Genomic DNA, 18910 nt, shown 5'->3' with positions numbered 1-18910 from the left:
GGACGGTCTCATTGCACCGCACCGGCCAGGCGCAGCAGGCCGAGCACGGCGAAGCCGGCGCCAGCACTGCCGGCCAGGGCCAGCCAGGCGTGTGCGGCGCGGCGGAAGCTGAACGCCCAGAGGGCGGCCAGCATCCACAGCGGGATGAAGGCGATCAGGGCCGGTACCAGGGCGTGCTGCCATGGGCCGGGCGGCAGCCAGGCCACCAGTCCGGTGGCGGCCGCGGCCAGCAGGAAGCCGGCGAAGATGCCGGCGAGGGCGCGGGCCCACATCAGCGCGGCTCCGCGCCGGGGCGGTGCCAAGCGGCGATGGCCGGCAGCAGCATCGCCGCCAGCATCCAGGTGCACAGCATCGCCACCAGCCCGGCGGCGAAGCCCAGTTCGGCCATCCACAGCCACAGTGCGGCCGCAGCGGCAACCAGGCCGATCTGTCGGCCAAGCCGGCCAGCCCGGCGCAGGCGCGGCCAGCGGCAATGCGGCGAGGCGGCATAGAAGGCCGTCGCCGAGAACATCGCAGACAGCACGCCCAGGCTGCAGAAGCCAAGCGTGGAAAGGCCGACAGTGATCATTGCCGGCAGCCTGCGCGGCGCGAGGGCGGCGAACGCGGGACACGGGCGGGGCCGGCGTAGGCCGGTCGGAGCGGGTGGCGCATCACGAGGTCCTGGGGGAAAGCGGGCAGGCTGGCACGGGGCGGGCTGCCTGGATATGGTAATCATTGCGATTTCAGGCTGCCAGCGACGGCCATTCAGGGGCGCGACGGGGAGTGCTTGGGCTTTCCCGCGCACTGGTCTAAAATCGCAGTCATTATCCTGACTGGAACAAGGTGGCCCGCGCCCAGCGCCGGCCGAGCGTGCGACATGAGCACTACCACCGCCCACGGTTGACCTGCCCCCGAAGGCCCTGCGTTCCAGGCGCCCTCGCGGCGCTTTTTTATTGCCCGGGCGCCTGCCCGGAGCCGCTTTCCAGCCCGCAGCGCGGGCCCCCGCACGAAGCCACTGCGATGATCAACATTACCCTTCCCGACGGCAGCCGCCGCGAGTTCGAAAACCCCGTCAGCGTCATGGACGTCGCCCAGTCGATCGGTGCCGGCCTGGCCAAGGCGACCATCGCCGGCTCGGTCGATGGCGTGCTGGTCGATGCCAGCGACGTCATCGATCACGATGCCAGCCTGCGCATCATCACCGCCAAGGACGAGGAGGGCGTGGAGATCATCCGCCACTCCTGCGCCCACCTGGTCGGCCATGCCGTCAAGCAGCTGTACCCGGACGTGAAGATGGTCATCGGCCCGGTGATCGCCGAGGGCTTCTACTACGACATCTACTCCGAGCGCCCGTTCACCCCGGACGACATGGCCGCGATCGAGAAGCGCATGGGTGAACTGATCGCCCAGGACTACGACGTCATCAAGAAGATGACGCCGCGCGCGGAAGTGATCGAGATCTTCAAGGCGCGTGGCGAGGACTACAAGCTGCGCCTGATCGAGGACATGTCCGACGACATCCAGGCCATGGGCATGTACTACCACCAGGAGTACGTGGACATGTGCCGTGGCCCGCACGTGCCGAACACGCGCTTCCTGAAGGCCTTCAAGCTGACCCGCATTTCCGGTGCGTACTGGCGTGGTGACGCGCAGAACGAGCAGCTGCAGCGCATCTACGGCACCGCCTGGGCCGACAAGAAGCAGCTCGATGCCTACATCAAGCGCATCGAGGAAGCCGAAATGCGCGACCACCGCCGCATCGGCAAGCAGCAGGACCTGTTCCACCTGCAGGAAGAGGCGCCGGGCCTGGTGTTCTGGCACCCCAAGGGCTGGGCGCTGTGGCAGGTGGTCGAGCAGTACATGCGCAAGGTCTATCGCAACAGCGGCTATGGCGAAGTGCGCTGCCCCCAGATCCTGGACGTGAGCCTGTGGAAGAAGTCAGGTCACTGGGACAACTACCAGGACAACATGTTCTTCACCGAGTCGGAAAAGCGCACCTACGCGGTCAAGCCGATGAACTGCCCGGGCCACGTCCAGGTGTTCAACCAGGGCCTGCACAGCTACCGCGACCTGCCGATCCGCTACGGTGAGTTCGGTTCCTGCCACCGCAACGAGCCCTCCGGCGCACTGCACGGCATCCTTCGCGTGCGCGGCTTCACCCAGGACGACGGCCATGTGTTCTGCACCGAGGCGCAGATCGAATCCGAAGTGACCGCCTTCCACCAGCAGGCGCTGGCGGTCTACCGGCACTTCGGCTTCGAGGAGATCCAGATCAAGATCGCGCTGCGGCCGGAATCGCGGCTGGGCGATGACGCCACCTGGGACAAGGCCGAGGGCGCACTGCGCTCGGCGCTGGCCAGCTGCGGCGTGGAGTGGCAGGAACTGCCGGGCGAGGGCGCCTTCTACGGCCCGAAGATCGAGTACCACCTGAAGGACGCCATCGGCCGTACCTGGCAGCTGGGCACGATGCAGGTCGACTTCATGATGCCCGGCCGCCTGGGCGCCGAGTACGTGGACGAGAACAGCCAGAAGAAGCACCCGGTCATGCTGCACCGGGCGATCGTCGGCTCCATGGAGCGTTTCATCGGCATCCTGATCGAGCACCATGCCGGCCAGTTCCCGGCCTGGCTGGCGCCGACCCAGGTGGTGGTGGCCAACATTACCGACGCCCAGGCCGACTACGTCTCGGGCGTGACCAAAACCCTTGCGGAGCAAGGCTTCCGCGTCAGCTCGGATTTGCGTAACGAGAAGATCGGCTATAAAATCCGCGAGCATACGTTGCAGCGCGTGCCCTACCTGCTGGTCATTGGTGACCGCGAGAAGGAAAATGGGGCTGTGGCGGTGCGTACGCGTTCTGGCGAAGACCTGGGCAGCATGAGCCTGCAGGCCTTCATCGAGCGGCTCCAGGCCGAGGGCGCGTAAGCAAAGGTCCGGTCCGGGTGCACAGGCACCCGGACCGGTTCGATACCCTTGGGAGAACGTAATATCAGCACCCCTGACAACAAACAGAACCGCAAGAATCAGGAAATCCGTGTGCCGCGCGTCCGCGTGATCGGCAGTGACGGAGAAATGATCGGCGTGTTGTCGCGCGACGAAGCGCTGTCCATGGCCGAAGATGAAGGCCTGGACCTGGTCGAAATCCAGCCGCAGGCCGATCCGCCGGTCTGCAAGATCATGGACTTCGGCAAGTTCAAGTTCGAAGCGCAGAAGAAGGCCAGCGAGGCCAAGAAGAAGACCAAGCAGGTCGAGATCAAGGAAGTGAAGTTCCGTCCGGTCACGGACGAGGGCGACTACCAGATCAAGCTGCGCAAGATGCGCGGGTTCCTTGAAGAAGGCGACAAGATCAAGGTCAACATCCGTTTCCGTGGCCGTGAAATGAGCCACCAGGAACTGGGTCGCGAAATGGCCAACCGGATCGAGACCGATCTGGGCGAGGACATCGTCATTGAATCCCGTCCGCGCCTGGAAGGGCGTCAGATGGTCATGATGATCGCGCCGAAGAAGAAGACCTGAGGCCTGACGGGCCGCCTTCCGGGGCGCCTGGCTGAATGGTTCAGGGTAAGGGGACGCCACTGGCGTCCCTTTGCTTTTGCAGGATGCCGGTGAAATGCCGGCGCAAGGGGTGCTGGGGCTGGTGGCAGGGCGGTTTTGCCTGTATCATGCCCGGCTCGACCCACCCAGGACGGGTCGTACGCCGATCATGGCAGGACGGAAAGAGCGGCCCAGGCCGCCGCCAGATCAGTCAGAAACCAGGGTCAAATCCCATCAAGGACATTGCAATGCCCAAGATCAAGACCAACCGGGCAGCGGCCAAGCGTTTCCGCAAGACCGCCTCGGGCAAGTACAAGTGCGGCCACGCCAACCGTAGCCACATCCTCACGAAGAAAGCGACCAAGCGTAAGCGTAATCTGCGTCAGACGGGCCATGTCCGTGCAGAAGACGCAGGCCGTCTGGACCGCATGCTCCCTTACCTCTGAGGAACTGAAAAATGGCACGAGTTAAGCGTGGCGTACAGGCGCGTCGCCGCCACAAGAAGATTCTGGATCTCGCCAAGGGCTATTACAACGCCCGCCGCAAGGTCTTCCGCGTCGCCAAGCAGGCGGTCATCAAGGCACAGCAGTACGCCTACATCGGCCGTAAGCAGAAGAAGCGCAACTTCCGTTCGCTGTGGATCACCCGCATCAATGCGGCTGCCCGCATCAATGGTCTGAGCTACAGCCGCTTCATGAACGGCCTGCTGAAGGCCGGCATCACCCTGGACCGTAAGGTCCTGGCTGACATCGCCGTGCACGACGCAGCCGGCTTTGCCGCGCTGGCCGAAAAGGCCAAGGGCGCGCTGGCGGCATAAGTCCTTCCCGATGCCGTTGCCGTTCATCCGGAACGGTGTCAGGTCAAGGCAATGCATGGGGAAGGGCGCAAGTCCTTCCCCATTCTTTTTTGGGTCCCGGCGTGGCCACGGCGACGCGGGGACGGCGGTGGCGACAGGGGTCGGCCCTTCGCCTGCCGCGATGGCAGATCGACTGGAGTTCCGGCCCCCCATGAGCGACATCCAATCCCTCACCACCCAGGCGCTGGCCGAGGTGGCCGCTGCACAGAGCCCCGACGTGCTGGAGCAACTGCGCGTGGCCCTGCTCGGCAAGAGCGGCAGCATCACTGCGCAGCTCAAGCAGCTCGGCGCCCTGCCGGCCGACGAGCGCAAGGCCGCCGGTGAAGCGATCAACCAGGCCCGCGACGCACTGACCCGCGCGCTGGGCGAGCGCAAGGCGCTGCTGGAGGATGCGGCACTGGATGCGCGCCTGGCCGCCGAAGCCATCGACATCACCCTGCCGGGCCGCAATGGCGAACGCGCCGGCCTGCACCCGATCACCCGTACCCTGGAGCGCATCACCGGCATCTTCGGCCGACTGGGCTACGAGTTGTCGGAAGGGCCGGAGATCGAGGATGACTGGCACAACTTCGAGGCGCTGAATTTCCCGCCGCACCACCCGGCGCGCGCCATGCATGACACCTTCTACTTCGGTGACGGCCGCCTGCTGCGTACGCACACCTCCGGTGTGCAGGTGCGCTACATGGGCAACCATGCGCCGCCGCTGCGCATGATCGCCGCCGGCAAGGTGTACCGCAGCGACAGCGACCAGACCCATTCGCCGATGTTCCATCAGGTGGAAGGCCTGCTAGTGGACGAGCACTCGACCTTCGCCGACCTGAAGGGCACGCTTGCCGAATTCGTCCGTGCCTTCTTCGAGCGCGACTTCGAGATGCGCTTCCGTCCCAGCTACTTCCCGTTCGTCGAGCCCGGTGCGGAAGTGGACATCGCCTGGCAGCAGCCCGATGGCAGCACCCGCTGGCTGGAAGTGCTCGGCTGCGGCATGGTCCATCCGAACGTGCTGCGCAGCGTCGGCATCGATCCTGAGCGCTACACCGGTTTCGCCTTCGGCATGGGCGTGGAGCGTTTCGCGATGCTGCGCTACGGCGTCAACGATCTGCGCGCGTTCTTCGAGAACGATGTGCGCTTCCTGAAGCAGTTCGCGTAACGCATTCGGCAACGCCGGGCCCAGCCTGGCGGACTCAAACATTCGACGGCCCAGGCGCCTGCGCCGGGTCCACCAGGGTGACAACATGAAATTCTCCGAAAACTGGCTGCGCAGCCACGTCCCCACCCGCGCGTCGCGCGATGAGCTGAGTGCGGTGCTGACCGCGATCGGCCTGGAAGTGGAAGACGTGACCGCGTTGGGCGAGGGCCTGCAGCACGTGGTGGTGGCGCGCATCGTCGAGGCCGTGCGCCATCCCGAAGCGGACCGCCTGCAGGTCTGCCGGGTCGATGCCGGGCAGGGCGAGCTGCTGCAGATCGTCTGCGGCGCACCGAACGCGCGGCCGGGCCTGGTCGCGCCGCTGGCGATGGTCGGTGCGCAGATCGGCGAACTGAAGATCAAGCCGGCCAAGCTGCGGGGTGTCGAGTCCAACGGCATGCTGTGCTCGGCGAAGGAGCTGGGCCTGGACAACGATGCTTCCGGCCTGCTGGAACTGCCCGCGGATGCCCCGGTCGGCCAGGCCCTGGTCGACTACCTGGGCCTGCCCGATGCCAGCATCGAGATCAAGCTGACCCCGAACCGTGCCGACTGTTTCAGCGTGCGCGGCATCGCCTACGACGTGGCGGCCGCCACCCGCAGCCAGGTGCTGGACTTCGCTGCAGCACCGGTCGCCGCCGTCGGCAGCCGCGAGCTGTCGATCCGGCTCGACGCCGGCGCCGAGGCGCCGCGTTACCTGGGGCGCGTCATCGAGGGCCTGAACCCTGCGGCGAAGACCCCGCTGTGGATGGCCGAGCGCCTGCGCCGCAGTGGCGTGCGTCCGGTGTCGCTGCTGGTCGACATCACCCAGTACGTGATGCTGGAACTGGGTCAGCCGATGCATGCCTATGACCTGGGCACCCTGCAGGGCAGCATCGCCGTGCGGCGCGCACGCGCAGGCGAGAACCTGAAGCTGCTCGATGGCCGCGATGCCGTGCTGGACGACAGTTTCCTGGTCGTGACCGATGCTGATCGAGCGGTGGGCCTGGCGGGTCTGATGGGGGGCTTCGATTCCCGTGTGACCGACGCGACCACCAGCGTGTTCCTGGAGGCTGCGCACTTCGCACCGGCAGCGATCATGGGCCGTGGCCGCAAGCTGGGCCTGCACACCGATGCCGGCCACCGCTTCGAGCGCGGCGTCGATCCGGCGCTGCCGCGCACCGCCATCGAGTACGCCACCCGCCTGGTGCTGGACCTGGCCGGCGGCGCCCCGGCACCGGTCACCGAGGCCGTGCGCGAGGCTGACCTGCCCCAGCCGGCCACCATCGCGCTGCGCCGCGCGCGCATTACCCGCGTACTCGGCATCACCATCGAGGATGCCGAAGTGGAGCGCATCCTGCGCGCGCTGGGCATGGAGGTGGTGGCCACGGCCGACGGCTTGCAGGTCACCGCACCGAGCCGCCGTTTCGATATCGCCATCGAAGAGGACCTGATCGAAGAGCTGGCCCGCATCCATGGCTACGAGCAGATTCCCACCACCCTGCCGGGCGGTGCCGCGCGCGTGGCGATGCCGAGCGAGACCCAGCTCGACACCCTCAGCGTGCGTCGCCAGCTGATCGCGCGCGACCTGCAGGAAACCCTCAATTTCGCCTTCGTCGACGATGCGCTGCTGACCCAGTGGCAGCTGCGCGACGATCTGGTGCCGCTGGCCAATCCACTGTCGGCCGAACTGGCAGTGATGCGCCCGTCGCTGCTGCCGGGCCTGGTGGCCACGCTGGGCCGCAACGCCGCGCGCCAGTTGGGCCGGGTGCGCCTGTTCGAGATCGGCCGCGTGTTCGCCCGCCAGGCCGGGGAGGGCCAGCCGGCGCCGCTGGAAACTCCGCGTGTTGCTGCCGCGGTGTGCGGCGATGCGCAGGCGGTGCAGTGGGGTCTGCCTTCCCGCAAGGTCGATTTCCATGACCTGAAGGGTGATCTGGAGTCCCTGGCTGCTGCCAGTGGTGCCTCGCTGGAGTTCCGCCCGTCGAGCCGTGCGCATGGCCACCCGGCGCGCTCGGCCGAGGTGTTCCGCGACGGCGTTGCGATCGGCTGGATCGGCCAGATCCACCCGCGCCTGGCCAAGGCGATGGACATCGAGGCCGACGTCTACGCCTTCGAGCTGGACCTGGAGCCGCTGTCGGCGCGCCGCCTGCCGCGTGCCGGCGAGCTGTCGCGCTTCCCGGCGGTGCGCCGCGACCTGGCGTTCCTGGTGCCGGATCAGGTGGCCTGGAGCGATCTGGCCGCCACGGTCCGCCAGGCCGCCGGCCCGCTCCTGCGCGAGCTGAACCTGTTCGACCGCTATGTGGGCCAAGGGGTCGAGCCGGGATTCAAGAGTCTCGCTATGGGCTTGATTTTGCAGGACAAGTCGCGCACTCTGACGGACCGCGACGTGGATGCGGTGGTGGCCGAGGCGGTCACCGCCATCGAGCGTGAACACCACGCCCGGATCCGCGGCTGAGCGGGCAGCACTCGGGGGTAGCAGGCAATGGCATTGACCAAGGCGGAGATGGCGGAAAAGCTGTTCGACGAAGTCGGTCTGAACAAGCGTGAAGCCAAGGAATTCGTCGACGCGTTTTTCGATGTGCTGCGTGAAGCATTGGAACAGGGACGTCAGGTGAAGCTGTCGGGCTTCGGCAATTTCGACCTGCGGCGCAAGAACCAGCGCCCGGGCCGCAATCCGAAGACCGGCGAGGAAATTCCGATTTCCGCCCGTACGGTGGTCACCTTCCGTCCGGGCCAGAAGCTCAAGGAAAGGGTGGAAGCTTATGCTGGATCCGGGCAGTAACCGCGAACTACCGCCGATCCCGGCCAAGCGCTACTTCACCATCGGTGAAGTGAGCGAGCTGTGCGACGTCAAGCCGCACGTGCTGCGCTACTGGGAAACAGAGTTTCCCAGCCTTGAGCCGGCCAAGCGCCGCGGCAACCGCCGCTACTACCAGCGCCATGACGTGCTGATGGTGCGGCAGATTCGCAGCCTGCTGTACGAACAGGGCTACACGATCGGCGGTGCACGCCTGCGTCTGGAGGGCCCCGATGCCCGCGAGGAATCGGCGCTGAGCAACCAGATCATCAAGCAGGTGCGGATGGAGCTGGAAGAAGTGCTGCAATTGCTTCGCCGGTGACCCAAATCCCGCGTGATCCGCTATACTTCACGCCCCGCCGCACTGGCGGGAACATCGCAGCATCAGTCGGGGCGTAGCGCAGCCTGGTAGCGCATCTGCCTGGGGGGCAGAGGGTCGTCGGTTCGAATCCGGCCGTCCCGACCACTGTGATGGAACAGAAGGCCCGCGCAGCGATGCGTGGGCTTTTTTGTGGGTGAACCGATGGGCGATGCGGCCGTGTACGCCAGCCCATGCGTGACCGACATCCCGTATCATCGCTGCACATCCGATCGCATCGGCTTCTCCTTCCGCCTCTCTTCCGCGTCCGCTGGCGCAGCATGTGGCTGCGGTCACGGGCGTGCAGCGGGTCCGTGGAGGTGGATGCGCGGACCACGACGACCACAGGGGGTTGCGTTGATCAGCAGTACCGTCATTCATCGCTCGGCTGAGGCAGGTGCCGCCGAGGTGCAGGTCCTGGACACCACGTTCAAGGGCAAGCACGTCTTTGTCAGCTGGGGCCTGCGTGGGCCCGAGTTGACCCGCAGTGCCGACCCGGCCGCAACGGTGGCCGCGCGGCGCGCATTGCAGGCCGTTTCCCGGCACAACGAGGGGCCGCGCAGCCCCGAGGTGTTCATCGCCAATCAGTCGGCGGTGGCGATCACGGTCTATCGCTTGTTGACCGAGGCCCGGTCCGGGGATGCGATCTTCTTCCTGTGCGACTCGCAGTCGGTGGTGGATTGGCTGGTCACGGCGCTGGAGGTGCAGGGGGCGGACTGATCGCGTCCGCGCCGGCTGTCTATCCCGCCAGCGCGGCGTCAACCGCTGCCAGGGCGTGCAGGGTGGTGGTGTCGAACAGCGGCACCGCACTGTCTTCCGGGCGTACCAGCAGCATGATTTCGGTACAGCCGAGAATGATCGCTTCGGCACCACGCGCCACCAGCCGCGCGATCACGTCGGCGTAGACCTGTCGCGAGCGCTCGCTGACCACGCCGGCGATCAGCTCCTGGTAGATGATGTCGTGGACCTGCTGGCGATCTTCGGCCTCGGGTACCAGCACTTCCAGCCCGAAGCGACCGGCAAGGCGTCCCCGGTAGAAGTCCTGCTCCATGGTGAAGGCCGTACCGAGCAGGCCTACCCTGCGCCAACCGGCCGCCACGATGGCGGTGGCAGTCGGGTCGGCGATGTGCAGCAGCGGCAACGGGCAGGCTGCTTCGATCTGCGTGGTCAGCGCGTGCATCGTATTGGTGCAGATCAGCAGTACATCGGCGCCACCCGCCTGCAACCGCTCTGCCGCATCCACCATGTGCCGCGCAAGCGCGTCCCAGTCGCCGTCGTGCTGCAACTGCTTGATCGGAGCGAAATCCACCGACCACATCAGCAGCTGCGCCGAGTGCGCGGCCCCCAGGCGACGGCGCACCTCTTCGTTGATGAGGCGGTAGTACTGCGCCGAACTCTCCCAGCTCATGCCGCCGATCAGGCCCAGGGTCTTCATGTGCCGCTCCAGGTGGGGAGGCGACATTGCAGCACAGGCGGGTAGCGATGTCGCCGCGACCGCTGACAGGCGCGATAATGCGGCCATCGATGATCGAGGGCAGGGTGATGGGCGAATGCTGTGGCTGCGGCAGGACGATGGACCTGGCGGCGATGCAGGCGCGTCACCGCCGCGTGCTGCGGATCGTGCTGCTGGTCAACCTTGCCACGTTCGCGATGATGGTGCTGGCCGCCTGGTACAGCCATTCTTCGTCACTGCTGTCCGGTGCGCTGGATAATCTGGGCGACGCGGCCACCTATGCGCTCAGCCTCGCGGTGGTGGGTGCGGGCATCGTCGCCAAGGCACGTGTGGCGCTGTTCAAGGGGCTGCTGATCCTTGCCGCAGCGGTGGCCGTGGCGGTGCAGATCGGTTGGCGCCTGCTGCATCCGGAGGTGCCGCTGTTCGCCAGCATGGGCTTGGCCGCCCTGCTCAATCTGGCAGCCAATGCACTGTGCCTGTGGCTGCTCACACCCTATCGCAACGATGACGTCAACCTGTCGTCGGCCTGGGAGTGCTCGCGCAACGATCTGTACGAGGGCTCGGCGGTGCTGCTGGCTGCAGGGCTGGTGGCGCTGTTCGGTGCGGGCTGGCCCGATCTGCTGGTGGCGGCCGCACTGCTGGTGCTGTTTCTGCGGTCGGCGATGCGTGTGCTGGGTACGGCGTGGTCGGAGCTGCGCGCGGCACGGCAGGTTCATGCGTGAGTGGCCGCCTGTAACCGTCGCATCGGCATCGCGCTGTATGTGACGTCGCGGTGAGCCACCGCCTATGCTGGGACGGTTCTCTTTCGTGGATGGCCGAATGTCCCTGCAGACCTGGTGGTGGTTCCTGGCTACGGTGTTCGTGCTGTGTGGCACCCCTGGACCGAACATGCTGCATATCCTCGGACGCAGCGTCGGCCTGGGATTCCGCGCCAGCCTCCCGGCCATGGCCGGCTGCCTGCTGGCCATGCTGGCGGTACTGGCGGCCTCCGCCGCCGGGTTGAGCGCACTGCTGCACTCCTCACCCATGCTGTTTGAAGTGCTGCGCTACCTGGGCGTGGCCTACCTGGCCTGGCTGGGCCTGAAAGCGTGGCGCGACAGCAGCCGGCCGGCAGCGCCGGTGGACGTTGAGGCCCCGGCGACGGTGCTGTCAGCGGACGGAGCCTGGGCGGTATTCCGCGGCGGCCTGCTGGTGGGCCTGAGCAATCCCAAGCTGCTGCTGTTCGCCACGGCGTTCCTGCCGCAGTTCGTCGATCCCGCGCGGGGGCAGGCCGTGCAGTACAGCGTACTGGTGGCAACCTTCGCCAGCTGCGAGCTGTTCTGGTACGTGATGTATGCCGCCGGTGGCCATGGCCTGCGCCGTTGGCTCGGCCGGCCGTTCGCCCGGCGCTGGTTCGAGCGGCTGGTGGGCAGCGTGTTCCTGGCGTTCGCGGTGGCCCTGCTGCGCTTCCGGCCCCGTTGATCCGTATGCGGCTTCACGCCGCACGCGCGGCTCCCTCACGAGGCTGGCATCGGCTGCGGCCTAGGCTGATCGCACTGTTTTCAGTCCCTGTGGGGAAAGGATCGACATGATCAAGTGGGCCATCATCTTCGCCATCATCGGTGTGATCGCCGGCGTGCTCGGCTTCGGCGGCATCGCGGGTGCCGCGGTGGGTATCGCCAAGTTCCTGTTCTGGGCCGGCATCATCATTGCCGTGGTGCTGTTCCTGCTGGGCATGACCGTCGCGAAGAAGGTCAGCTAGCGGCTGTCTGCGTGGCAGCGCGCGCAGGCGTGCGCTGCCACGCGACACGCGCAGTCTCACGCGACACGCGCAGTCTTCAGTCTTCGATACGTGCGAAACGAGGCTGTGGGCCAAGTGCGCCCGGTACCTGTTCTACGAACATGGCGTACGGTCGCACCCACAATCCGCCTTCGCCATACAGTGCGCGGTACAGCACCATCGGCTGCAGGGTCTCGCTGCTGCGCACGATGTCGATCACTTCATACTCGCCGCCCTTGAAATGGCGATAGCGGCCGCGCGCAAGCGTGGGCAGGGGACTGAGCGCCGTCATGGGTGCGGCACTCATCTGCGCGCCGGCTGTGCCGGCATCGCGCAGTAGGCGTCGATCGCCTCGGCGGTGTTGGCCAGGCCCTGCGCCTGGGCCAGTTCCCAGGGGCGCTCGCAGCGCTGGCTGCGCTCGCACCACTGGTAGCCAGCCGAGCCGATGCAGCCATGGGCATCGCGATCACCGCCGACTACGGGGGCGGAAGTGGCTGCCGCTTCGCGCACGGGCGTCTGTTGCGGTGCCGCGCAGGCGGCCAGGGCCAGCAGCATCGGCGCCAGCATGAGGGCTTTCATCGAGGACACTCCGTGGCCTAAACCATCAGTGTGCGGCGGGCCAGCAGCAGCGGCAAGCGCTCAACTCATCGACGCGCGGATCAGTTCCTCGATCAGGACCAGGTAGCAGGCTGCGAAGTAGAACTTCAGCAGCGTCGAGCGCTGCGGCGGTTGGAAGGTGCGCATGTGGAAGGGGCCCCTGTTGGTGACGATAGTGTGAAGCCAAGCTGACTTCGTGACAAGAATCACGAAAGTCATGGGGTGAACGGGCTCAGGGATGTGACGAAGCGCGAATTCCGATCCGCCGGCGGGGATTTTTCGGACAAATCTGATAGGCCCTGCCTGAAGCGCTCGCTAGCCTGAACAGGTATCGGCGCTCTCACCTCCCGGCGCCGCGTCCATTCCCTCCGTTGGAGTCGATCATGGTGTTTACCGTCCACTGCAATGCCCAGCACTGGTTCGTGCTGGACCCCGAGGCGCGCACCACCGCCTCGTTCGCCCGCGGCGCCGACGCGTTCGATGTCGCCACCGAACTGGCCCAGGAACATCACCGCCGCACGGGCCAGCACTGCATCGTGCGTGTGGAGGCGCTGGGGGGGGCAGTGGATGTACTGCGGATCGGTGCCTAGCGGCCGACCCTGCGGCGCAGTCAGCCGCGGTTGAGCTGTTTGAATGGGGAAAGAACCGACGGTGCGTTGCCCTCTGTGCGCCGCGCCGCGAATCCCGGATGCTTGCCGCCACGCATTCATCTGGAGATCTCGATGGGCAACGCACTCACCTGGCGCACCCTGGCCTGCGCACTGCTGCCGATGCTGGCCGCTGCCGGGGGCGCGCAGGCGCAGAACTATGGTTATGACGACGATCGCCATGGCGGCCGCGACGGGGGCGGCATCGTGCGATGCGAATCGGTCAAGAACCGCAGCAATGAGTGCCGCCTTGAAGGGCGGCCCCGGCTGATCCGCCAGTTGTCCGGCTCGCCGTGCGTGGAGGGCGAGACCTGGGGCCAGTCGCGCTCCGGGGTGTGGGTGACCCGGGGCTGCGGGCCGAGTTCGTCGGCGAGTCGCGTCGTGGCGGCGGCTGGGGTGGTGGATGGGGCAACGGCAATGGCCGCGGTGGCGAAGTGATCGCCTGTCATTCCAATGGCCATCGACAGGAATACTGTGACACCCGCGTCCGCCGCAGCGTACGCCTGATCCGGCAGGACTCCCGCAGTGCCTGTATCGAGGGCCGGACCTGGGGCTGGGACCGCCGCGGCATCTGGGTCAGCGATGGGTGCCGCGCCCAGTTCCAGGTGAACTGATCCTTCTGGCCATCTGCGTCAAAATCAGAAAAATCTGATATTGCTCACAGTTTGAACGCCGTATCGTCTGCAATCAGGGCACGGGTGCCCTGATTGCATCGGCAGTCCGTGCCGGCACCGGTGCACGCCTTCCGCCTTCATCGATACGCTGCCTCAAGGAGTGAGCTGCATGTTGATCCGCCTTCAGTGCGAACAGCGCCAATGGCGTGTTCTGCATCCGGATAGACCGGAGCCGATCGAGTTCCGCGACGGCGCCCGCGCCTTCGATTTCGCCCAGGCCCTGGCCAGGCTGCATTTCGTGGACACCGGGCAGCGCGCCGCCGTGCGCGTGGAAGCCAGCGGCGCGTTCGTGGAAGCGATCAGCTACGGTTGAACAGGGACCGCGCGTCGTTCCGCAGCAGGCGTGGGAAACCGGGCGCCTGCCCGGTTCCACCCGGAACGGTCAGCCCGCCGCGCTCAGCGGAGGAGTGGTGGCAGCCAGCTGCGGCCAGCGCTTGAGCACGGCCGCGCGGATCCCGGCGGCATCGATGCCGGCTTCAGCCAGCAGGTCCTCGCGGCTGGCATGGTGCTGGTAGGCATCGGGCAGGCCGAGATGCAGGATCGGTCGCAGCACCGCTTCGGCATTGAGCAGCTCGGCCACGCCGGAACCGGCGCCACCGGCCACCACGTTGTCTTCGATGGTCACCAGGCCTTCGTGCTGGGCGGCCATTGCCAGCACCAGGTCGCGGTCCAGCGGCTTGATGAAGCGCATGTTGACCACGCTCAGGCCCAACTCGCGGCCGACCTGTTCGGCGGCGGCAACGGTACTGCCGAACGCCAGCAGGGCGATGTGGCTGCCCTGCACGCGCAGCTCGCCCTTGCCGATCGGAAGCGTGGACAGGTCGCTGCCGGCCGCGACGCCGGTACCGCTGCCACGCGGGTAACGCACCGCAGCCGGACCAGCGTACTGCAGGCCGGTGCTGAGCATCTGCCTGCACTCTGCCTCGTTCGACGGGGCCATCACCACCATGTTCGGCACGCAGCGCAGGAAGCTCAGGTCGAGGTTGCCGGCATGCGTCGCTCCATCCGGTCCGACCACGCCGGCGCGATCAATCGCGAACAGCACGTCGAGGTCCTGGATGGCCACGTCATGCACCAGCTGGTCGTACGCGCGCTGCAGGAAGGTGGAATAGATCGCCACCACCGGCTTGCCGCCCTGGGTGGCCATGCCGGCGGCCAGGGTGACCGCGTGCTGCTCGGCGATCGCCACGTCGAAGTAGCGCTGCGGGTATTCCCTGCTGAAGCGCACCAGGCCGGAGCCTTCGCGCATCGCCGGGGTGATGCCGTACAGGCGTGGCTCCGCGGCGGCAGCGTCGCACAGCCAGTCGCCGAACACGTCGGTGTAGGTCGGCTTCTTGGCGCCGGTCTTGGCCACCAGGCCCTTGTCGGGATCGAACGGGCCCACTGCGTGATAACCGATCTGGTCGCCTTCGGCAGGCTCGTAGCCCTTGCCCTTGGTGGTCATCACGTGCAGCAGCTTGGGGCCCTTGGAGGCGCGCAGCGTCTTCAGCGTGGACAGCAGGGCGGGCAGGTCATGGCCGTCGATCGGGCCGGTGTAGTGGAAGCCCATCTCCTCGAACATCGTGGAGGGCACGAACATGCCTTTCCAGTGCTCTTCCCAGCGCTTCACGAAGCGCGCCGGATTGTTCTTCTTGTCGCCCAGGATCTTCTTGCCGCCTTCGCGCAGTGCATTGAGCGTGCGGCTGCCGGTGGCGCGGCCGAGCATCTTGGTCAGCCCGCCGACGGCCTCGGAGATCGACATGTTGTTGTCGTTGAGGATCACCAGCAGATTCGGCTCCGGCTCCATGCCGCCCGCGTGCATCAGCGCCTCGAAGGCCATGCCGGCGGTCATCGCGCCGTCACCGATCACTGCCACGATCTTGCGGTCGTCACCCTGTGACTGGCGGGCGATGGCCATGCCCAGTGCGGCGGAGATCGAGGTCGAGGAATGACCGACCCCAAAGGTGTCGAACTCGCTTTCCTCGCGCTTGGGGAACGGCGCCACGCCGTCCTTCTGCTTGACGGTGTGGATCTCGTCACGGCGGCCGGTGAGGATCTTGTGCGGGTAGGTCTGATGGCCCACATCCCAGACCAGCTGGTCATGCGGGGTCTGGTACAGGTAGTGAAGGGCGACGGTGAGTTCGATCACGCCCAGGCCGGCGGCGAAATGTCCGCCGCTCTTGCCCACCGATTCGATGAGGTAGGCGCGCAGTTCGTCGGCGACCGCCCTCAGCTCGGATTCGTCGAACGTGCGCAGGTCATCCGGCGTCTGGATGTGCGCGAGGCGGGGATAGCGGGCAGAGTCGATCATCATGTTCGCACGTGTTCTGAACGACCATTTTCGCCCTCAAACGGGGGTGGGGCAAGCAAACGCCGCCGTCCGTGACAGGACGGTGAGGGTTGCCGGCCGGCAGGTTCAGGTGCTGAGCTTGGAACGCTTGGGCAGCTGCGCTTTCAGGAACGCCATCTGGTCGGCCAGGATGTTGCGGTTGGACAGGATCAGGTGCTCGATCCAGCTGGGCCGGTAGGGCACCGCCAGCAGCGGCATGCCGGCCTGCTGGGGGGTACGGTCACTCTTGCGCGAGTTGCAGTGGAAGCAGGCGGTGACTACGTTTTCCCAGCAGTCCAGCCCGCCCTTGGACAGCGGCATGACGTGGTCGCGGGTCAGCGAGGGACGGTTGAACTGCTGGCCGCAATACAGGCACAGGTGCGAATCGCGGGCGAACAGGGCCGGGTTGGTCAGGTTCGGGGTAGGGTCGATGGCACGGGATCGCGCGTGGCCGCGCGCGGCGATGATCGGATGCAGGTCCAGGCCACTCTGCAGGCCGCTGAACCGGTTGGTTCCGCCGTGGATGTGCAGGCAGGGGTCGCCAAGGGTCCAGGCGACGGCCTCGCGGGCGTAGAGGCAGGCGGCATCCTGCCAGGTGATCCAGTCCAGTACGCGTCCGTGGGCGTCGAGCGAGAGCAGCCGGACCGAACCGGGGCGGTGCAACGTCGTGACGTTGGGCGATGCTTCGACGCCCGGAGCAGAAAGCGGGGCTCCGGCTTCGATCAGACCCAAGCGTGTAGTGTCTGTCTCCATCGGGAGAACAGCTTATACCTGAATGTTGACGATTTGTGTATCGCCCGTCGGCGATACGCAAATCGCAAGATTCAGGTCCGCGCATTCCTCCTGTCCCCCGCGCCGTTGGCGCGCCCCCCTTAACAAAGGGGGGCTTTTCTCCAGAGGGATCGAGGGCGTTCAGGCCGGGGTCGGATCCCTTTCCGAAGGAAAGGGCTCTGACCCCTCATCCACGCATGGCGTGGATCTACCGGCGGGATGGGCTCAGGCGCCGAAGCGCTCGTCGTCCATCGCCATCAGCGGCGCGGCACCGGCCTGGATCGCGGCAGCATGGCTGAGCGTACGCGGCAGCACACGGGCGAAGTAGAAGCGCGCGGTTTCGCGCTTGCCCTGCGCGAATGCCGCGCCGTGCGCACTAGCGTCGGCGGCGGCGACACTGCGTGCCCACCAGTACGCCAGCACCACGTAGCCGGAATAGAACAGGTAGTCGTAGCTGGCCGCACCCAGCTCGTCCGGGTTGCCGGCGGCGCGCTGTAGCACGTCCATGGTCAGCTTGCCCCATTCGGCGGCCTTGGCGCGCAGCGGGCCGATGAACTCGGCCAGCGCTTCGTTGCCCTCGTGTTCCCTGGCGAAGGCCTCGATCTCGGCCAGCATCAGCTTGAGGCCGGCCCCCTGGCTGGAGGCGGTCTTGCGGCCGATCAGGTCCAGGGCCTGGATGCCGGTGGTGCCTTCATACAGCGTGGTGATGCGTGCATCGCGCGCCAGCTGCTCCATGCCGTGTTCGCGGATGTAGCCGTGGCCACCGAAGCACTGCAGGGCGTTGTAGGTGTTCTCGATGCCCCATTCGGTCTGGCAGGCCTTGGAGATCGGGGTCAGGAAGCTCACCAGGGTGTCGGCGCGCTCGCGCTCGGCAGCGTCGTCGGCGCGGTGGGCGATGTCGATCAGGGTGGCCGCGTGCAGGGCCAGCAGGCGGCTGCCTTCCACCAGTGACTTCACCGTCAGCAGCATGCGGCGCACGTCCGGATGGACCAGGATCGGGTCGGCCGGCCTGTCCGGGAACTTCGCGCCGCTCAGGGCGCGCGACTGCAGGCGCTCACGGCTGTACTTGAGCGCGTTCTGATAGGCGCGTTCGGACAGGCCGATGCCCTGCAGGCCGACGCCCAGGCGCGCAGTGTTCATCATGGTGAACATTGCCTGCAGGCCCTTGTGCGGCTGGCCGACCAGATAGCCCTGCGCGCCGTCGAAGTTCATCACGCAGGTGACCGAGCCCTTGATGCCCATCTTGTGCTCGATGGAGCCGCAGCGCAGCGCGTTGCGCTCGCCGACGTTGCCCTCGCGGTCGACCTTGAACTTCGGGGTGACGAACAGCGAGATTCCCTTTGCACCCGGAGGCGCGTCGGGCAGCTTGGCCAGCACCAGGTGCACGATGTTGCCGGTCAGGTCGTGCTCGCCGGCAGTGATGAAGATCTTGGTGCCGGTGATCGCGTAGCTGCCATCGGCGTTCGGCTCGGCCTTGGTCTTGAGCAGGCCCAGGTCGGTACCGCAGTGCGGTTCGGTCAGGCACATGGTGCCGGTCCAGCGGCCTTCGATCAGGGGCTTAAGGAAGGCGTCGTGCTGCCACGCTTCGCCGTGCTGCTTGAGCGCTTCAATGGCGCCGTGCGAGAGCAGCGGGAAATTGCCCCACGCCAGATTGGCAGCGTTGATCATTTCATTCAGCGGCACGCCCAGGGTGTGCGGCAGGCCCTGGCCGCCCAGCTCGGGTGCGGCGGTCAGGCCGGTCCAGCCGCCGTCGACGAACTGGTCATAGGCCTGCTTGAAGCCAGGCGGGGTAGTGACTTCGCCAGTGGCCTGGTCGAGCACGCAGCCGATTTCATCGCCCACGCTGTTGAGCGGGGCCAGCACGCTCGCGCTGAAACGGCCGGCTTCCTCCAGCACGGCATCGACCACGTCGGCGGTGGCGTCGGTGAAGCCCAGGCGGGCGAACAGCGGTTCGACCTTGAGCACGTCGTGCAGGGCGAAACGGAGGTCGGAAAGCGGGGCGGTGTAGCTGCTCATCGGAT

At 66.7% G+C, this 18910-nt stretch carries 22 protein-coding genes, 1 tRNA gene and 1 pseudogene; 16 read left to right on the top strand and 8 right to left on the bottom strand.

Annotated features, from left to right (window positions below; all coding sequences use genetic code 11):
- Positions 1-8: 8 nt before the first annotated feature.
- Positions 9-272 (bottom strand): hypothetical protein, encoded by a 264-nt coding sequence (locus N5J29_RS07340; protein ID WP_053518684.1) that lies wholly within the window; start codon positions 270-272, stop codon positions 9-11.
- On the bottom strand, positions 272-568 hold the full coding sequence (locus N5J29_RS07335; RefSeq protein WP_053518685.1) for a hypothetical protein: 297 nt from the start codon (positions 566-568) through the stop codon (positions 272-274). The genes N5J29_RS07340 and N5J29_RS07335 overlap by 1 nt, the downstream gene beginning before the upstream one ends.
- A 431-nt stretch (positions 569-999) precedes the next feature.
- Here N5J29_RS07335 and thrS point away from each other — a divergent pair, with 431 nt between their 5' ends.
- The 10 genes from thrS (at position 1000) to N5J29_RS07285 (ending at position 9400) form a co-directional block, all read left to right on the top strand.
- On the top strand, positions 1000-2901 hold the full coding sequence (thrS, locus tag N5J29_RS07330) for a threonine--tRNA ligase (RefSeq protein WP_065175534.1): 1902 nt from the start codon (positions 1000-1002) through the stop codon (positions 2899-2901).
- A gap of 63 nt (positions 2902-2964) precedes the next feature.
- A complete protein-coding gene (gene infC, locus N5J29_RS07325; RefSeq protein WP_075076340.1) occupies positions 2965-3492 on the top strand; it encodes a translation initiation factor IF-3 in 528 nt (175 codons plus the stop codon).
- A 266-nt stretch (positions 3493-3758) separates the two neighbouring features.
- Positions 3759-3956, top strand: coding sequence for a 50S ribosomal protein L35 (gene rpmI / locus N5J29_RS07320; protein ID WP_005410436.1), 198 nt, complete (start codon positions 3759-3761; stop codon positions 3954-3956).
- An 11-nt stretch (positions 3957-3967) separates the two neighbouring features.
- Entirely contained in the window at positions 3968-4327 is a 360-nt protein-coding gene (rplT, locus tag N5J29_RS07315; RefSeq protein ID WP_005410435.1) for a 50S ribosomal protein L20, read from the top strand.
- A 190-nt stretch (positions 4328-4517) separates the two neighbouring features.
- Positions 4518-5513, top strand: coding sequence for a phenylalanine--tRNA ligase subunit alpha (locus N5J29_RS07310; RefSeq protein WP_164150613.1), 996 nt, complete (start codon positions 4518-4520; stop codon positions 5511-5513).
- An 85-nt stretch (positions 5514-5598) separates the two neighbouring features.
- Positions 5599-7980: a phenylalanine--tRNA ligase subunit beta gene (pheT, locus tag N5J29_RS07305; protein ID WP_164150611.1), complete on the top strand. Its 2382-nt coding sequence runs from the start codon at positions 5599-5601 to the stop codon at positions 7978-7980.
- Between the two features lie 27 nt (positions 7981-8007).
- Positions 8008-8307 carry an integration host factor subunit alpha gene (locus N5J29_RS07300; protein ID WP_005410432.1) on the top strand — a complete coding sequence of 100 codons (300 nt, stop codon included), beginning with the start codon at positions 8008-8010 and terminating at the stop codon, positions 8305-8307.
- The gene (locus N5J29_RS07295; protein WP_053518690.1) at positions 8288-8644 is read left to right on the top strand and encodes a MerR family transcriptional regulator; all 357 of its coding nucleotides are present in this window, start codon (positions 8288-8290) and stop codon (positions 8642-8644) included. The genes N5J29_RS07300 and N5J29_RS07295 overlap by 20 nt, the downstream gene beginning before the upstream one ends.
- 67 nt (positions 8645-8711) lie before the next feature.
- A tRNA-Pro gene (locus N5J29_RS07290) sits at positions 8712-8788 on the top strand.
- Positions 8789-9004: 216 nt separating this feature from the next.
- Positions 9005-9400, top strand: coding sequence for a hypothetical protein (locus tag N5J29_RS07285; RefSeq protein WP_164150609.1), 396 nt, complete (start codon positions 9005-9007; stop codon positions 9398-9400).
- A 19-nt stretch (positions 9401-9419) separates the two neighbouring features.
- On the opposite strand, the gene N5J29_RS07280 is transcribed toward N5J29_RS07285, so the two are convergent.
- The gene (locus N5J29_RS07280; protein ID WP_065175530.1) at positions 9420-10115 is read right to left on the bottom strand and encodes an aspartate/glutamate racemase family protein; all 696 of its coding nucleotides are present in this window, start codon (positions 10113-10115) and stop codon (positions 9420-9422) included.
- Between the two features lie 107 nt (positions 10116-10222).
- Between N5J29_RS07280 and N5J29_RS07275 the strand changes: the two genes are divergently transcribed.
- The 3 genes from N5J29_RS07275 (at position 10223) to N5J29_RS07265 (ending at position 11874) form a co-directional block, all read left to right on the top strand.
- On the top strand, positions 10223-10855 hold the full coding sequence (locus N5J29_RS07275) for a cation transporter (protein WP_197624191.1): 633 nt from the start codon (positions 10223-10225) through the stop codon (positions 10853-10855).
- Between the two features lie 97 nt (positions 10856-10952).
- The gene (locus N5J29_RS07270; RefSeq protein WP_053518693.1) at positions 10953-11594 is read left to right on the top strand and encodes a LysE family translocator; all 642 of its coding nucleotides are present in this window, start codon (positions 10953-10955) and stop codon (positions 11592-11594) included.
- A gap of 106 nt (positions 11595-11700) precedes the next feature.
- Positions 11701-11874, top strand: a complete 174-nt coding sequence (locus N5J29_RS07265; RefSeq protein WP_006380555.1) for a DUF1328 domain-containing protein — start codon at positions 11701-11703, stop codon at positions 11872-11874.
- Positions 11875-11950: 76 nt separating this feature from the next.
- Here N5J29_RS07265 and N5J29_RS07260 read toward each other — a convergent pair whose 3' ends face one another.
- Together N5J29_RS07260 and N5J29_RS07255 are read right to left on the bottom strand one after the other, a co-directional pair.
- A complete protein-coding gene (locus tag N5J29_RS07260) occupies positions 11951-12184 on the bottom strand; it encodes a DUF1653 domain-containing protein (RefSeq protein ID WP_053518695.1) in 234 nt (77 codons plus the stop codon).
- A gap of 11 nt (positions 12185-12195) precedes the next feature.
- Positions 12196-12471, bottom strand: coding sequence for a hypothetical protein (locus tag N5J29_RS07255; RefSeq protein WP_053518696.1), 276 nt, complete (start codon positions 12469-12471; stop codon positions 12196-12198).
- A gap of 401 nt (positions 12472-12872) precedes the next feature.
- On the opposite strand from N5J29_RS07255, the gene N5J29_RS07250 reads away from it, so the two are divergent.
- The 3 genes and pseudogenes from N5J29_RS07250 (at position 12873) to N5J29_RS07240 (ending at position 14123) form a co-directional block, all read left to right on the top strand.
- Positions 12873-13079, top strand: a complete 207-nt coding sequence (locus N5J29_RS07250; RefSeq protein ID WP_065175527.1) for a hypothetical protein — start codon at positions 12873-12875, stop codon at positions 13077-13079.
- 132 nt (positions 13080-13211) lie between these two features.
- Positions 13212-13750, top strand: a pseudogene (locus N5J29_RS07245) (DUF3011 domain-containing protein).
- A gap of 169 nt (positions 13751-13919) precedes the next feature.
- A complete protein-coding gene (locus N5J29_RS07240; RefSeq protein ID WP_053518700.1) occupies positions 13920-14123 on the top strand; it encodes a hypothetical protein in 204 nt (67 codons plus the stop codon).
- 69 nt (positions 14124-14192) lie between these two features.
- On the opposite strand, the gene dxs is transcribed toward N5J29_RS07240, so the two are convergent.
- The 3 genes from dxs to N5J29_RS07225 all read right to left on the bottom strand — a co-directional run bounded on the left by dxs (position 14193) and on the right by N5J29_RS07225 (position 18905).
- The gene (gene dxs, locus N5J29_RS07235; protein WP_065175547.1) at positions 14193-16100 is read right to left on the bottom strand and encodes a 1-deoxy-D-xylulose-5-phosphate synthase; all 1908 of its coding nucleotides are present in this window, start codon (positions 16098-16100) and stop codon (positions 14193-14195) included.
- A gap of 105 nt (positions 16101-16205) precedes the next feature.
- Positions 16206-16871 (bottom strand): HNH endonuclease, encoded by a 666-nt coding sequence (locus N5J29_RS07230; RefSeq protein WP_053518701.1) that lies wholly within the window; start codon positions 16869-16871, stop codon positions 16206-16208.
- A gap of 243 nt (positions 16872-17114) precedes the next feature.
- A complete protein-coding gene (locus N5J29_RS07225; protein ID WP_053518703.1) occupies positions 17115-18905 on the bottom strand; it encodes an acyl-CoA dehydrogenase C-terminal domain-containing protein in 1791 nt (596 codons plus the stop codon).
- Positions 18906-18910: the final 5 nt, after the last annotated feature.

It is taken from the genome of Stenotrophomonas sp. GD03680 (assembly GCF_029844625.1).
GTDB lineage: Bacteria > Pseudomonadota > Gammaproteobacteria > Xanthomonadales > Xanthomonadaceae > Stenotrophomonas > Stenotrophomonas maltophilia_P.
This window is presented reverse-complemented; position numbering and strand designations above follow the sequence as displayed.